13 protein-coding genes are annotated in these 14547 nt (G+C 71.9%); 1 reads left to right on the top strand and 12 read right to left on the bottom strand.

Features of this window, described 5'->3' with window-relative positions; translation table 11 throughout:
* Positions 1-15: 15 nt before the first annotated feature.
* The gene (locus ACVDFE_RS17375; protein ID WP_360392015.1) at positions 16-648 is read left to right on the top strand and encodes a GTP pyrophosphokinase; all 633 of its coding nucleotides are present in this window, start codon (positions 16-18) and stop codon (positions 646-648) included.
* On the opposite strand, the gene ACVDFE_RS17370 is transcribed toward ACVDFE_RS17375, so the two are convergent.
* The 12 genes from ACVDFE_RS17370 to ACVDFE_RS17315 form a co-directional block, all read right to left on the bottom strand.
* Positions 613-2886: a condensation domain-containing protein gene (locus tag ACVDFE_RS17370; RefSeq protein WP_458431055.1), complete on the bottom strand. Its 2274-nt coding sequence runs from the start codon at positions 2884-2886 to the stop codon at positions 613-615. The genes ACVDFE_RS17375 and ACVDFE_RS17370 overlap by 36 nt on opposite strands.
* Positions 2876-5296: an AMP-binding protein gene (locus ACVDFE_RS17365; protein WP_360392021.1), complete on the bottom strand. Its 2421-nt coding sequence runs from the start codon at positions 5294-5296 to the stop codon at positions 2876-2878. Before ACVDFE_RS17365 ends, ACVDFE_RS17370 begins: the two co-directional genes overlap by 11 nt.
* Positions 5293-5847 carry a 4'-phosphopantetheinyl transferase family protein gene (locus ACVDFE_RS17360; protein WP_458431054.1) on the bottom strand — a complete coding sequence of 185 codons (555 nt, stop codon included), beginning with the start codon at positions 5845-5847 and terminating at the stop codon, positions 5293-5295. Before ACVDFE_RS17360 ends, ACVDFE_RS17365 begins: the two co-directional genes overlap by 4 nt.
* Positions 5844-6785 (bottom strand): acyl-CoA dehydrogenase family protein, encoded by a 942-nt coding sequence (locus ACVDFE_RS17355; protein WP_360392027.1) that lies wholly within the window; start codon positions 6783-6785, stop codon positions 5844-5846. Before ACVDFE_RS17355 ends, ACVDFE_RS17360 begins: the two co-directional genes overlap by 4 nt.
* Positions 6778-7860, bottom strand: coding sequence for an acyl-CoA dehydrogenase family protein (locus tag ACVDFE_RS17350; RefSeq protein WP_458431052.1), 1083 nt, complete (start codon positions 7858-7860; stop codon positions 6778-6780). The genes ACVDFE_RS17355 and ACVDFE_RS17350 overlap by 8 nt, the downstream gene beginning before the upstream one ends.
* Positions 7857-8096, bottom strand: coding sequence for an acyl carrier protein (locus ACVDFE_RS17345; protein WP_458431051.1), 240 nt, complete (start codon positions 8094-8096; stop codon positions 7857-7859). Before ACVDFE_RS17345 ends, ACVDFE_RS17350 begins: the two co-directional genes overlap by 4 nt.
* Positions 8096-9277 (bottom strand): type III PLP-dependent enzyme domain-containing protein, encoded by a 1182-nt coding sequence (locus ACVDFE_RS17340; protein ID WP_360392035.1) that lies wholly within the window; start codon positions 9275-9277, stop codon positions 8096-8098. The genes ACVDFE_RS17345 and ACVDFE_RS17340 overlap by 1 nt, the downstream gene beginning before the upstream one ends.
* Positions 9278-9529: 252 nt before the next feature.
* Positions 9530-10945, bottom strand: coding sequence for a class I adenylate-forming enzyme family protein (locus ACVDFE_RS17335; RefSeq protein WP_360392038.1), 1416 nt, complete (start codon positions 10943-10945; stop codon positions 9530-9532).
* Positions 10942-11925 (bottom strand): acyl carrier protein, encoded by a 984-nt coding sequence (locus ACVDFE_RS17330; RefSeq protein ID WP_458431050.1) that lies wholly within the window; start codon positions 11923-11925, stop codon positions 10942-10944. The genes ACVDFE_RS17335 and ACVDFE_RS17330 overlap by 4 nt, the downstream gene beginning before the upstream one ends.
* Position 11926: 1 nt before the next feature.
* The gene (locus tag ACVDFE_RS17325) at positions 11927-13183 is read right to left on the bottom strand and encodes a TrpB-like pyridoxal phosphate-dependent enzyme (protein WP_458431049.1); all 1257 of its coding nucleotides are present in this window, start codon (positions 13181-13183) and stop codon (positions 11927-11929) included.
* Complete coding sequence (locus ACVDFE_RS17320; protein ID WP_360392046.1) at positions 13180-13449, bottom strand: acyl carrier protein; 270 nt, start codon at positions 13447-13449, stop codon at positions 13180-13182. The genes ACVDFE_RS17325 and ACVDFE_RS17320 overlap by 4 nt, the downstream gene beginning before the upstream one ends.
* Positions 13442-14410 carry a glutamate-5-semialdehyde dehydrogenase gene (locus ACVDFE_RS17315; protein ID WP_458434351.1) on the bottom strand — a complete coding sequence of 323 codons (969 nt, stop codon included), beginning with the start codon at positions 14408-14410 and terminating at the stop codon, positions 13442-13444. The genes ACVDFE_RS17320 and ACVDFE_RS17315 overlap by 8 nt, the downstream gene beginning before the upstream one ends.
* Positions 14411-14547: the final 137 nt, after the last annotated feature.

Genomic DNA, 14547 nt, shown 5'->3' with positions numbered 1-14547 from the left:
CGCTACCCTGGAGCCGTGACCGACCTGGCCGACGACCTCAGCCTGCTGCGCGACCTCGAACGCAGGTTGCTCGTCTACAAGTTCGCGATCGAAGAGCTCATGACCAAGCTGAGGATCCTCAGCGAGGAGTTCGACTCCGTGCACCGGCACGACCCGATCGAGCACATCACGAACCGGGTCAAGAAGCCGGAGGGCATCCTGGAGAAGCTGCGGCGCAAGGGGGTGCCGTTCGACCCCGACCGGATCGGCGACCACCTCGACGACATCGCCGGGGTGCGGGTGGTCTGCCCGTTCGTCTCGGACGTGTACCGGGTGTCGGCGATGCTGGCGCGCCAGCACGACGTGGACGTGCTGCTCACCAAGGACTACATCGCGGTGCCCAAGCCGAACGGGTACCGCAGCCTGCACCTCATCGTGCGGATCCCGGTGTTCCTGTCGGACCGGGTGGAGCACGTGAAGGTCGAGGTGCAGCTGCGGACCATCGCCATGGACTTCTGGGCCACGCTGGAGCACAAGCTGTTCTACAAGTACGACGACCGGCCGCCGGCGGACTTCGTCGACGAGCTCATGTCGTCGGCGTTGATCGCCGCGCAGCTGGACGAGCGGATGGAGTCACTGCACCGCCGCATCCACCAGGACGACCGCTAGCTGCCGGGCCGCTTCGCCGCGCAGGACGCCGTAGTGGTCGGCGTCGATGCGGTGCGTGGTGGCGTCGGTCAGGCTCGCCCACATGTCGAGCTGGCTGTCGAGCAGGTCCGCGGCGACGACCACGGCTCGGGTCTGCTGCGGTCCGCGGGCCCGGTAGGCGGCCGAGGCCTGGGCGTGGCGCAGGAAGACCTCCCAGCGCTCGTCCAGGACGTGCGCCGGCACGTGGTGGCCCGCCTGGGCCAGGCGCGCGGAGATCACCAGGGTGTCGGTGAACTCGCCCTCGACGCCGAACGATGCCATGAGGTTGCGGCCGAACATCTGGAACCACTCGCGTTCGATGCCCTCGGGGTAGTTCTGGTTGATCGGCGGGGTCGAGTCGATCACGGCCACCAGCGGCGGCTGCGGGTCGCGGGCCGTCATCTCGAACACGATCTGGCCGCCCATCGACCAGCCGGCCAGCACGTCCGGGCGCAGGCCGGCGAGGTCGAGGTCGGTGCGGTAGGCGCGGGCCATCATCGGCAGGGTGGGCAGTGGTTCGACCTCCTGCGAGACGGTGACGCGCCAGTCGTCGGGCAGCGCGGCCACGAGGTCGCGGTAGTCCTGGACGCCGCCGCCCGCGCCGTGCACGAGGTGCAGGTGCGTGCCGGGGCCGTCCTGGAGGGTCACCAGGGTGCTCGGCGCGGCCTGTTCGCCGGTGCTCTGCAGCTGGGCGACGAGCCTGCGCGGGGTGGGGTCGACGAGCCAGTCGGCGATGTCGACGGAGGCGTCGAGCCGGTCGCGCACGGCCGCGAGGAGCCGCACGACGTGCAGGGAGTGGCCGCCGGAGGCGAAGAAGTCGGCGTCGGGACCGGTGGGCGGTTCCTCCACGAGCGCGGCCCACTCCTCCGCGATCACCTCCCACTCGGTTCCGGCGGGCAGTGCCTGGTGTTCGACGACCTCGGTCTCGACGTGGCCGGTGACCGCGCGGGTCCGGATCGGCAGCTCACCGACGGTCAGCGCGGGGTCGGCGGACAGCACGGTGTCGAGGTCGTCGAGCAGCCGCAGCACGGTGTCGCGGTCGTAGCGGCCGGTGTTGTACTCCACCTCGGCGCGGTGGCCGCCGTCGACCTCGGCGAACGACATGGACATGTCGGCGCGGGCCGCGCGGTTGGGGCTCGCGAGCCAGGTGAGGCCGACGTCGCCGAGCTTCAGGTCGAAGCCGATCTGGCCGAGGTAGCTGACGAGCAGCGGGGACGCGTCGGTCAGCGACGCCTGCGTGGCCGCCGGCAGCGCGGCGAACACGGCCGGGTAGGGCACGTGCTGGTGCGCGAACATCTGCCACAGGCCGTCACGGGCCCGCGTGATGACCTGCGCGACGGTGTCGGTGTCCTGGATGGACGCCCGCACGACGCACAGGTTCGCCGTGTAGCCCACGAGTGCCTGGTCGCGGACGCTCATCCGGTTCGCGGCGACGACACCGACGCTGATGTCGGCACCGGCGGTGCGGGCGAGCACGGCCTCCAGCGCGGCCAGCATGATCGCGAACGGCGTGGCGAACGACGCCTTGGCGAGTGCCGCGAGGCCGGCGCTCGCCTGCGCGCTCAGCGTGTGCCGGATGACGACACCGGGTGCGCCGACGCCGAAGCGGCCGGCGTGGTCGGCGGCGACCGTGGTGGCGGTCGCACCGTCCAGTGCGGACCGCCAGTGGTCGAGCGACTTGTCCCACTTGCCGCTCGCGCGGGCCTCGTGCTGCTCGGCGGCGTAGACCGTGAACGGCACGGGCTCGTCGTCGAACTCGCCGCCCTCGTAGGCGACCGACAGCTCGGCCACGAGCAGCTGGATCGCCCAGCCGTCCAGCACGACGTGGTGGACGGTGAGCAGCAGCTCGTGCCGGTCGCCGATGCGGACGTACGTCAAGCGCGCCAGCGGGGCGTCGGCGAGGTCGATCGGCTGTTCCTGGACCTCCTCGGCGATGAGGCGGGCCAGCTCCTCGTCGCCGTGGTCGACCTCGACGACGTGCAGGCGGGCCGTGCGGGTGTCGTGCACGGTCAGCGTGATGTGGTCACCGGTGCGCTGGACGGCGGTGCGCAGCGCCTCGTGCCGGTCGGTGAGGCGTTGCCACGCGGACCGCAGGCGGTCGACGTCGAGCGGGCGGTCGCACAGCAGCCGCCAGGTGAGGTTGTAGAGGGACTTGTTGCGGGCCCGCTGGTGGATCCACCAGACGGACTCCTGCATCGCGGTCGCGGGACTAACGAACACCCTGTGCCTCCAGGAACTCGGCGAGGAGGCGCTTGCGGTCGACCTTGTCGATGTCGGTCAGCGGGATGTCCGCGCGGTGGTGGAACGCGCGGGGCCGCATGTACACCGGCAGGGTGTCGGTGAGGCTGATCAGCTCGTCCTCGCCGACCTCGGCGCCCGTGTGGAACGCGTGCAGGTCGATCTCGCCGTCCGCCGCGGTGACGGCCAGCACGACCGCCTCGACGACGCCGGGGTGGCGGCGCAGCACGGACTCGATCTCGCCGAGCTCGACCCGGTTGCCGCGCACCTTCACCTGGTGGTCGATCCGTCCCATGTGGACGAGCTCGCCGCTCTCCAGCCGGACCCGGTCACCGGTGCGGTACCAGAGGTCGTCGGACACCGGGCTCGTCCCGTCGTAGAGGGTGCCGCGGGTCTCGCCCTCCTTCCACGCCACGAACCGGCCGATGTTCTCGCTCTCGGTGAGGTAGCCGGGGAACCGCTGCGAGCCGCGCACGCACAGCTCGCCGTCGTCCTCCTGCGGCTCGAACTCGTCGTTGAACAGCACGTAGTCGAGGTGGTCGAACACGGTGCCGATGGGCGCGGAGCCGTTGGAGGTGACGATCCGGTCCTCCGGGTTCGCCGGCACCTCGTAGGCGGTGACGATGCAGGCGGCCTCGCTGGGGCCGTAGCAGTTGATCACCGCGGTGTTCGGCGCGGCCTGGGTCCAGGCCTCGATCTGCTCCACGGTCAGGGGTTCGCCGCCGAACGAGCTGAGCCGCAGCGTCGGCATGCTGTTGGGGGCGAGTGCGCGCAGGCGCTTGGCGAACGAGATCAGCGACGGCACGGACATCCAGTGGGTGAGCCGCTTGCCGCTGATGAACTTCACCGGCGTGAGCACGTCACCGCGTTCGGCCACGACCAGGGTCGCGCCGGAGCCCCACGCGCCGAACATCGACAGGATCGAGCCGTCGAAGCACATCTCGAACGTCTGCGCGACGCGGCAGTCCGGGCTGAGCTTGTAGCGCTTCATGACCTCGGCCAGGAACCAGCTGACGTTGGTGTGCGTGACCGGGACGCCCTTGGGCTTGCCGGTGGCACCGCTGGTGTAGACGACGTAGGAGCCCTCGTCGAGGTCGGGGCGGATGATGTCCGGGATGGCGATCTCGTTGTCCGGCAACAGGAACTTGCGCCAGCGGTCGCCGGTCATGTCGAACAGCGGCACCCGCGCGTTGGCCCGGTACTCCTCCAGGCCCTCTCCGGAGCTGTCGTCGATCATGGTGAAGTCGACGGCGGCGTCCTCGGTGATGCCGAGGTTGCGGACCGCGGGCGCGGCGGGGTTGAGCGCGACCGCCGTGGCACCGAGCCGCAGCCCGGCCAGGTAGGCGATGTAGCCGATGAGGCTGCGCGAGGTCATCAACCCGACCCGCTTCGGCGCGTGGCCGAGGTTCTCCAGCATGGCGGCGCTGACCCGTTCGACGGCCTCCTGCAGCTCGGCGTAGGTCAGGGTGGCGCTGGACATCTCGATCGCGACGTTGTCCGGGTACTCCTGCGCCGACGCGTGGAACCAGTCGTAGAGCGAGCGGGTGGTCAGCACGGTTGCCTCCGGGACGAGATCGGTTTCGAGCTCAAGCAGGTGACGCAGGGTGTTGTGCACGAGCGACGCGCGCGGGCGGCCCCTGCGTGCGGAGTCGACGGCGAAGCGCAGCGCCTTGGGCAGGCCCTCCCAGGCCGTGCCCGCGTCGGTGTGGCCGAGCAGCCGGTGCCGGAACGCCCGGTGCTGCGCCGCGGTCCACAGGTCGTCGAGGTTGCGTTCGGTGATGCGGTCGGCGAGGAACGGCAGGACCTCCTCGTCCGTGCGCAGCCACTCGCCGTCGAGGTGGGGCGTGACACCGGGTCCTCGTTCTCTTCTGAGCCAGAGCTGACCGTCGGGTTGGTGCAGCGGGAACCCGAACACGTGCTCGTTCCTGAGCCTCTGCTCGGGCGTCCAGTCGTCCGGGTGCATGGCCTTGAGCAGCTGCTCGGTGGTGAGCCAGCCGGCGAACGGGTGCTGCTCGCCGTCCGCGAGCAGGCCCGCGAACCCGTCGCGCACGTACCAGCGGTTCTGCCGGCGGCGTTCGACGAGCACCCAGTGCGGCGCCGGGGTCTTGCTCGGCGACCACGGCAGTTTGGCGTTGTCGGTGACCACCAGGCAGCGCCCGTGCTCTTCGAGCTCGTCGGTGATGCCCCTGACCGGGTCGCCGGTGGCGTAGGCGAGCTGGGTGCCGTCCGGCAGCCGGTTCAGCGGGTACCGGTGGTGCGAGAACGCCAGCTCGTCCAGGTCCGTGCGCACCGCCAGCCGCACGGACTCGGCGAAGGTCGCCTCGGTGCCCGCGAACTCACCGGCGAGGTAGGCGACCAGGTTCGTCGTGTAACAGCTCAGCCCGGTGATCACGGTGCCTCCAGGAACGCCACGCTCACCGGTACCGCGCTGGTGCGCAGCCGGTTCCACCGCACGCCGCGCCACGTCCCGCTGGCCTGCCCGCGGGCCACCGGGATCGACCACGGCCGGCCCGACAAGCCCTCGCCGGTCGCCTTCACACACGCCTCCTGCACGGTCCACACCCAGGCGAACTCCAAGTCCCGCTCCCCCTCCGGCAACTCCGCCAGCTCCGCCACCCCGCACCGCCGCAACAACCCGTCCGAGGCGGGTACCGGCAGCTGCACGTCCACGCCGACCCCGAGTCCCCTGCCCCGCCGGCACGCGGCGGCGACGTACCCGCCGTCGTGCGCCAGGCTGACGGCCAGGTCGGGGTGGTCCGGCAGGTACGGCTGCCCGCTCTCGCGCGCCGCGATCTCCCCCTCGCCCAGCTCGGCGACCAGGCTGCGCAGCAGGCCCCTGGCGGCGGCGAACTCACGGGCGCGCACGGCGGGGAGGTGGGCCGCGGCCTGAACGTCCACGGCGTGCGGCGTGACGTCGCCGACGGCGGCGACCGCGACCCTCACCGGACCTCCAGCAGGTCGTCCGCGTGGTCCGCCACGCCCGCCAGCATCGCCCCCACGGCACCGCCGGCGATCCCGAACATCGCCACCGCCGCCCGCAGCTCCGCGATCCCGCCGTGGGTGAACGCGTCCGCGCCCAGCAGCTGCGTGCACTCCCGCAGCACGACGTCCAGCCCGTCCGCGACGGCCACCTTCAACGCCATCGCCGAGGCCATGTCCGGCGCTGCCGCCGACACCGCCGCCATCCGCCACGTCTCCACGACGCACCGCGCGAAGCGTTCGCGCACCGCCGCGTTGTCCCACAGCACGCCCTCCCCCAGCGCCCGCGAGCCCAGCCGGGCCCGCACGTCCCGCAGCACCCGCCGGCACAGCGCCACCGCCCACAGGGCGCCCGCGCGGCGTTCGGCGGCGACCTGCACCGCGAACGACGCCAGGCCGCGTCCGGGTGGCCCGACCAGGGCGGAGCGGTCCAGGACCACCTCGTCCAACGTGATCGCGCCGATGCCCGCACCGTCGAACAGCGACGTCGGCTCCGGTGTCACCCGCACGCCCGGCGCGTCCAGGGGCACCAGCACCCAGCAGAAGCTCGTGAAGTGCCGCACCGGCTTGTGCCGGGCCAGCACCAGCGCGTGCGAGGCGTGGCAGGCGTTCGTGATCCACCGCTTGACGCCCGACACCGCGACCGACGAGTCCGACAGCTTCGCCGTCGTGCCCATCGACATCAGGTCCGACCCCGCGCCCACGTCGTCGGTCGCGGCCAGCGCCACCACCGCGTCACCGGCCTCCACCGCGCCGGCCAGCGGATGTCCGTTGTCCCGCAGCAGCGGCAGGACCGTGGCGAGCTGGACGCAGCAGGCCAGCACCACCCCGACCGGGTGGCGTCCGTCCAATGCGGACACGTCGGCCGTGCTCGTGTCCAGCTCCAGCCACGCATCACGCAAGGCGCACCTGCCGATCGAGCAACGCCAGCGCGCCGTTCGCCAGCAGCAGGCGGTCGTTCGAGTAGTTCAACGACGCCGAGCGCAGGTCGCGGAAGACCCGTTCCAGGTCGGAGGACCGCATGTACCCGTGCCGGAGCCCGACCAGCTCGACCATCTCGTCGACCGCGGCGAAGCACTCGACCGCTGCCCGCACCTTCAACGTGTTCACCAGCATCTGCCCGGCGCCGACCGAGAAGTCGGCGTCGAGGGTGTGCTGCAGCAACGCGTGCACCACGTCCAGCCGCTCGCGAATCCGCGCCACGCGCGTCAGCAGCAGCTCCGACGACGGGTCGAACTGCCGCGACGACCCGCGCACCAGTCCGAGAACGCGGGAGAACGCGCCCGACGCCGCACCCAGCCACGCCGCCGCCCAGCCGAGGTGCGCCAGCGGCCCGAAGGTCGCCGCCACCACGTCGCGGAACCCACCGGGTGCGCCCACGACCTGGGAGGCGGGAACGACACCGGCGAGCCGCATCGGCACGCTGTGGGTGGCGCGCATGCCCAGCGGGTCCCAGCCGCCGCGCACCTCGACCACGTCGAGCTGCGAGCGGTCCGCGTACACCAGCGACACCTGCGTCGGCGTCGTCGCGTCCGGTGCCAGCACGGTCACCAGGAACGCGTCCGCGTGCACGCCGCCGGTCACGATCGGCGCGTCCCGGTCGATCCGCAGAGCGCCGTCCACCCAGTCCACAGTGGACTCCGACGACAGCAGGTGTCCACCCTTGCCCTTCTCGGTGGTCACCGAGGCCAGGTACACCCGGCCGGACCGGATCCGGTCCACCAGCGCGGGCGCGTGCCGCACCAGCGCGAACGCCTGCTGGCAGTGCATCGCGTAGATCATCGCGACGGACATGTCCTCGCGCCCGAGCCGCAGCGTCACGTCCACGACGTCGCGCACCGACCCCACGACCGGCAGCGCCAGCAACCCGCTGTCGCGCAACGCCTCCAGCGCCTCCACCGGGAACGCCGCATCGGCGTCGCAGCGGCCGGCGTGCTCGGCGGTGACCGCGAGGACCTTCTCCAGCGCCGGGATCACGACGCGACCCGCAACGAGTCGACCGCCGCCCACAGGCTGCCCGCGGTCGCGAACGTCGCGTCGGTCAGCAGCTCGTCGGGCAGCGACACCCGGTAGTTGTTCTCGATCGCGAACAGCAGCTCGATGGCGCGCATCGAGTCCAGTCCGAGATCGCGCAACGACGACTCGGGCGTGATGGTGCCCGCACCCGCGTACTTCAGGAACGGCCGCAGCACGGCCGGGAACTCAGCGTCCATTACAAACCCCTCTCTCGTCTGATCTCCAGCCGCGACTCGTCGACGACCACACCACCGTCCACGACCACCTCGTCGGCCAGCGGATGTCCGAGGAACGCCACCAGCGAGGCGTAAAGCCCGTACGCACCGACGTTGGGAACGCTCACCACGTCACCGGGTGACACCGGCGCGACCTCGGCGGCGCGCGCCCACGTGTCGACCGGTGTGCACAGCGGGCCGGCGACGATCGTGTCCGGCACCGGAGACCGCGCCGGGTCGTCCTGGGCCGTCTGCACGTCCGGCACGATCGGCGGCAGCCTGCGCAGCCCCGACATGCCGCCGAGGTGGTTCACCCCGGACTCCAGCACGAGCACCGGCCGGTCCTGCGAGTACTTCACGTCGAGGACGCGCGTGCGCAGGGTCCCGCAGGTCGCCGTCAGGTACCGGCCCGACTCGAACGCCACCACCGGCGCACCGGTCCGCCAGCCGGGGAACGTCTCGTCCAGCAGGTCGGCGAGGCCGTCCGCCAGGCCGGGGAAGACCGGCAGTTCCCCCGACCTGGCGAACGGTGCCCCGAACCCGCCGCCGAGGTCGAGGACCTCGACCGCGAGCCCGGTCTCGTCGGCGAGCCGGCGGGCCGTGCGCGCCGCCTGCCGGAACTGGTTCAGCAACGCGTCCTCGTCGCTGATGTTCGTGCCCATGTACAGGTGGAAGCCGGCGACCGAGACGTGCTCGCGCGAGCCGAACGCCGCCGGGTCGCGCAGCACCCAGGTCAGGTCGGCGCCGAACTGCGAGGGCACCCCGGTCATCGTCAGGCCGTGGCCGGGCACCGGCTGCTCGTCGTTGATCCGGACGATCGCCCGCACCGGCACGCCCAGCGCGTTCAGCTGGTCGAGGCCGAACGGCGAGTCGACGGAGAAGTGCGTGACGCCCTCCTTCACCGCCTCCCGCAGGTCCTCGTCCCGCTTGCCGGGACCCGTGTACAGCAGCTGCTCGCCGGTGAACCCGGCCTCCAGCGCCACGTGCAGCTCGCCCGGCGAGCACACCTCGGCCAGGCAGCCCTGCTCCCGCAACGCCCGCACCACCAGCGGGTGCGGGTTGGCCTTGAGCGAGTAGTAGATCTCGCTCGGTTCCGGCAGCGACGAGCGCAGCAGCGCGTGACAGCGCCGCACCTCGTCCAGGTCGTAGACGTACTCAGCCACGCGTCCCCCTGAGCACTAGGCCGTGAGCCCCGCCCACCCCCGCTGCTGCCAAGGGCGTCTGCAAGTACCACCAACACATGATCGAATCGCCCTCAACTACCACCGACATGCTCGCCGCCCTTCGGACCAGGCCTGCGCCCGCGGGCGGCCGGAAGCACTGTCGGCAGTGGAAAAGTGCTTGTTGATGTTGAGTTGGTGGTACTTGCAGATGCCGGCAGAAGCAGGGGGTGGAAGGGAGACGGGAGAACCTGGTCAGGCATGTTGGAGCCTCTTCCGGTCGACCTTCCCGTTGGGGGTCAGCGGAATCTCGGTCACGACCACGCACGCCCGCGGCGCCTTCGCGTCCTCGATCTGCTCGCGCAGCAACGCCAGCACCTGCTCGGAGGTGAGTGCGGTGACGGCGAACAACGTCGCCCCGTGCTGCCCGCTGGCCGGGGGCAGCACCGCCGCCGCCTCGACGCCGGGGACGCGGTGGGCCGCGGCCTCGACCTCGGTGACGCTGACCCGCGAGCCGTGCTCCTTGTAGATGTCGTCACGCCGGCCCACGAAGTACAGGTAGCCGTCCGCGTCCATGCGCCCGTAGTCGCCGGTGCGCAGCTTGGGGAACAGGCCCTCGTCGCGCGGGAACCGCTGGGCGGTCAGCTCGGGACGCCGCCAGTAGCCGCTCATGACGTTCGGGCCGCGCACGACGATCTCGCCGACTTCACCGACCGGCACCGGTGTGCCGTCCGGGTCGACGACCAGGATCTCGGTGCCCGGCAACGCCTTCCCGCACGCTCCCGGCCGGCGCAGGTCCTCGTCCTTCGGCATGATCGCGGCGCGTTTGCACTCGGTGAGCCCGAACATCAGCTGCACCTGCAGGCCGAGGACCAGGTGGCGCAGCTCGGCGATCACCTCGGGCTGCATGGCCGCACCGGTGTTCGTCAGCAGCCGCAACGCCGGCGGCTGCGTCCCCGGCCGCGCGAGCATCCGCGCGAGCCCGGCCGCCATCGCCGGCACCGCAGGCAGCACGGTCGCACCGCACGCCCGCAGGTGCCGCACCAGCTGCGGGCCGGCGTCCGCTGCGCTGCCCAGCTGCAGCCGCGCGCCCGCCAGCGTGCTCAGGAACACCTGGTAGAGCCCGTAGTCGAAGGCCAGCGGCAACGCGCAGAACACGGTGTCGTTCGGCAGGTACTCCAGCTGCGACTGGATGGCCTGCGCGGCGAACACGACCTGCGCGTGCGTGGACACGACGGCCTTCGGCATGCCGGTGCTGCCCGAGGTGTAGACCAGGCACACCGGGTCGACCGCGATCGGGCCGGGCACGGGCTCCTCGTCCCCGCCCTCCACCGCCCTGCGGACCTCGTCGAGGTCGCGCAGCACGAGCACCGGTTCGCAGTCGGCGACCACGTGGGCGATCGCGACCTCGGGCGACTGCGGGTTGAGCACGCTGAACACGGCACCCGCCCGCGCGCACCCGTAGAGCAGGGCGGGCACCAGCAGGTCGACCGGGACGACGACGACCACCCGGTCACCGCGCCGGACGCCCTGGCGGTGCAGCCAGGTCGCGATCCGGCGGCTGGCCCGGCTCAGCTCGCGGTAGGTGAGCGTCGCGTCGCCGTGACCGACGGCCAGCGAGTCCGGCCGGGACCGGGCCGCGCGGTCGAGGAACTCGTGCAGCAACGTCATCTCGCGCTCCCCGCAGCAGCCGACCCGGTGAACAGCACGCACAGGGAGTCCAGGTCGCGCAGGCTCTCCGGCGTGAGCGCCTCGGCGGCCACCTCGACGCCGAGCCGCGCCTCGACCCGTTCGATCACGTCCACGAGCCGGAACGAGCTGAACCCGGGGAACTCGCGCAACGGTGTCCGGCCGCTGTGCACCCGGTTGCCGAGCACGTCGCTCAGCTCGGCCGCCACGACGGACCGCACGCGCGTCAGCTCCTCGTCGCGCGCCAGCAACCGGGTGAGCTCGGTCGCCACGCTCGGCACCAGCGCACCGCCGCGCAGCACCCGCCGCATCGCCACGTAGCTGTGCGCCGCCAGGACGTTCCACTCGCGGACGTGCTCCTCGAACGCCGCCGAGTCGAGCCACACGGCGTGCAGCCCGCGGGAGCGCGCCAGCAGCCAGATGTCGAGCACCATCTGCTCGACGTCGGCGCACGTGGCCTCGACGTCGACCGTGCTCACGAACGGGGAGATCGCCTGCTGCGCGGGCAGTTCGCCGAACGCGAGCTCGACCACGGTGGCCCTGGGCAGCTCGTCCCACGACACCCGCCACACGCCCGGCCGGGCGTTTCCCCACTGCGTGCCGTTGTGGTACCCGTCCACGACCTCGCAGGCGTCGCCGTCGTCGCGGAACAGGAAGCTGTGCTCCATGTGCTGGTGGCCGGCGTACGGCACCCAGCTCAGGTCGAACGCGTCGGCCACCGCGTACTGCAGCTCGTCGGTGGCCCGGTCGCGCAGCACCGCGTCGTCGTGCCGCTTCACCACCTGCAACCCGAGCAGGCGGGAGGCCTCGTCGAGCCGGCGGTCCAGTGTGGACTCACCGGTCAGCTCGGCACCCAGCGCCACGTGGCTGCCGGGACCGTGCCGGAGGTCGGCGAGGATCGCCAGGTTGACCTGGAGGCAGTCCATCAGCTCGGCGCGCAGGCCGCTGAAGTCGCTCGGCACGTCAGATCCTCCTCAGTCCGGCCACGGCTGCGCGCAGCGCCTCTTCGTCGGCCGGTGCGTCCTCCGGCAGGCCGGCGAGCAGCCGGTCGTAGGCCGAGAGGTCGAGCAGGCCGTGCCCGCTGACGCACACCAGCACGCCCTTGCCCGGCTGCGCGGCGGCGGTGATCGCCGCGGCGAGCGCGTGCCCGGACTCCGGTGCCGGCAGCACCAGCTCGGTCATCGCGAACGCCCGTGCCGCCTCCAGCGCCGTCCGCTGCCCCACCGCGACCGCGTCCACCTGACCGTGGTGCCGCATCGCCGAGATCACCTTGGCCGCGCCGTGGAACCGCAGCCCCGCCGAGTGCGACGGCGGGATCGAGTAGGAGGAGCCGATCGTGTACATCGCCTCGACCGGCCCGGTGCCGGTGGCGTCGGTGTGGTCGTAGGCGTAGACCCCGCGGGTCAGCTTCGGCGTGGCCGACGACTCGACCGCGAGCAGCCGTTCACCGGTGCCGCGGGCGAAGAACGGCAGCGCGATGCCGCCGAAGTTCGAGCCCGCTCCCACCGAGCCGACCACCACGCCGACCTCGTCGTCCAGCTGCTCGACCGCCTCCAGTCCGATCACGGTCTGGTGCAGGATCGAGTAGGTCTCGCCGGAGCCGATGCAGAACGCCCGCTTGGGGTCGGCCGCCGCGTACTCGACCGCCTCCCCGATCGCGAGCGACAGGCTGTTCGCCTGCTGCCCCGACTGGCCCACCGACGTCAGCGTGCTCGGCGAGGCGTGCACCTCGGCGCCGAAGAGCCGCATCAGGCTGCCCCGGTAGGGCTTGTCCCGCAACGACCCGCCGACCATGAACACCGTGCAGGTCATCCCGAACGCCGCGCACGCCGCCGCCAGCGCCGTCCCCCACTGCCCGGCACCCGTGCCGGTGACCAGCTCGCGGAACCCCGCGCGGTGGTAGTAGTGGGCCTGCGCCAGCGCGGTGTTCAGCTTGTGGCTGCCCGAGATGTTGCCGCCCTCGTACTTCACGTAGATCGGCGCGCGGGCGCCGACCTCCTCCTCGAACCGCCGGGCCCGCCACAGCGGCGACGGCCGGTAGGTCCGGTAGCGCTCCAGCACCGGTTCCGGGATCTCCCAGTACTCCTTGGCCGACACCGACTGGCGCACCAGCTCCAGCGGCAGGCCCGCCGTGACGGCGCCGGACGAGGTTTCCGGCGTCAGGTCCGGCGGCAGGTCGTGGCCCAGGTGCGGCAGAACGCTCCGCCAGTGCGTGATCATTCCGCCACCGCCGCGCTGACGACGTCCACGATGTCCGCCACCGTCGTGAACTTGCGGCCGGCGAACAGGTCGTCCGGCAGCGTCACGTCCAGCTCGTCCTCCAGCTTGACCAGCATGCCGAGGAACCCCAGCGAGTTGATCCGCAGCAGCGACCCGTTCAACGGCTCGTCGTCGGCCAGCTCCGCGGGGTCGAGCGCCAGCCGCGACTCGCGGATGACGAGCTTCTTCACGACGTGCCCGATCTCAGCCGCCCTGATCTCAGCCACGGAGCGCCCCTTCCCCCTCGATCACCCAGCTGTGGGTCAGCAACGCCGACAGGCCCACCGGTCCGCGCACGTGCAGCCGGCCGGTGCTGATCGACAGCTCCGGTCCGAGCGCCATGGTCGGGCCGTCGTGCAGCCGCAGCGACCCGTTCACCACCAGTGCCGCCGCGTCCACGGTGTTCAGGAACCGCGTCACCACCTCGCGGTCGGAGGCGACGATGCCCTCCGTGTGCGCGGACCCGTACCGGCGGATGTGCGCGACCGCGTCGTCCACGGAGGACACCCGGTGCAGCGCGATCGTGCGGTCCAGGAACTCGCGGCCGTGGTCGTGCGGGTCCAGCTCCAGCTTCAACGCCCAGCCGTCGCGCGCCGCCTCGAACGCCTCGATCAACGCGGGCGCGATGTCCTCGTGCGCCAGCACCATTTCGAGGGTGTTGCACGCCGTCGGCTCCGGCAGCTTGCTGTCCAGCGCGATCGACACCGCCAGGTCGACGTCCGCACTGGCGTCCACGTAGAGGTGGTTCACGCCACCACCGGAGGCGATCACCGGGATCGTCGACGCGGACAGGCAGTAGTCGATCAGCGAGGGGCTGCCGCGCGGGATCAGCACGTCGATGGCGTCGTGCCGCTTCAGCAGCTCCCGCACCACGCGCCGGTCGTGGTCGGTGATGACCTGGACGACGCCCTCCGGCAGCCCGGCCCGTGCCGCCGCCTCGGCCGCGATCCGGCCCAGCTCGGCGTTGGTGAGCGCCATCTCCTTGCCACCGCGCAGGATCACGGCGTTGCCGACCGCGACGGGCAGCAGCGCGCCCTCGATCGTGACCGTCGGCCGCGCCTCGTAGATCATCAGGACCACGCCGAGCGGTTTGGCGATCCGGTTGCCGACCCGGCCGGTCACGCGCGGCAGCTCGGCGCGCACGTCCTCGGTGAGCCGCACCAGCACGTCGAGGTGGCGCTGCGCCAGCGTGAGCCGGTCCAGCAGCTCCCCGGACAGCCCCGAGCTTCTCGACGTCCTGCGCGTTCGCGGCGAGCACCCGCGTCCAGTCCTTCGTCAGGCCGGCGGCGAGCTCCGAGCAGTACTCGGCGTACCGGTCGTCGCCG

This window comes from Lentzea chajnantorensis (genome assembly GCF_054300775.1).
The sequence above is the reverse complement of the archived record's forward strand: the minus strand, read 5'-3'. Positions and strand labels throughout refer to the sequence as shown.

What these genes read in the sequence shown, in the direction of transcription:
- ACVDFE_RS17345 (WP_458431051.1), bottom strand. Translation starts at nt 8,096, where the DNA reads ATGGACGCTGAGTTCCCGGCCGTGCTGCGGCCGTTCCTGAAGTACGCG.
- ACVDFE_RS17335 (WP_360392038.1), bottom strand. Translation starts at nt 10,945, where the DNA reads ATGACGTTGCTGCACGAGTTCCTCGACCGCGCGGCCCGGTCCCGGCCG.
- ACVDFE_RS17325 (WP_458431049.1), bottom strand. Translation starts at nt 13,183, where the DNA reads ATGATCACGCACTGGCGGAGCGTTCTGCCGCACCTGGGCCACGACCTG.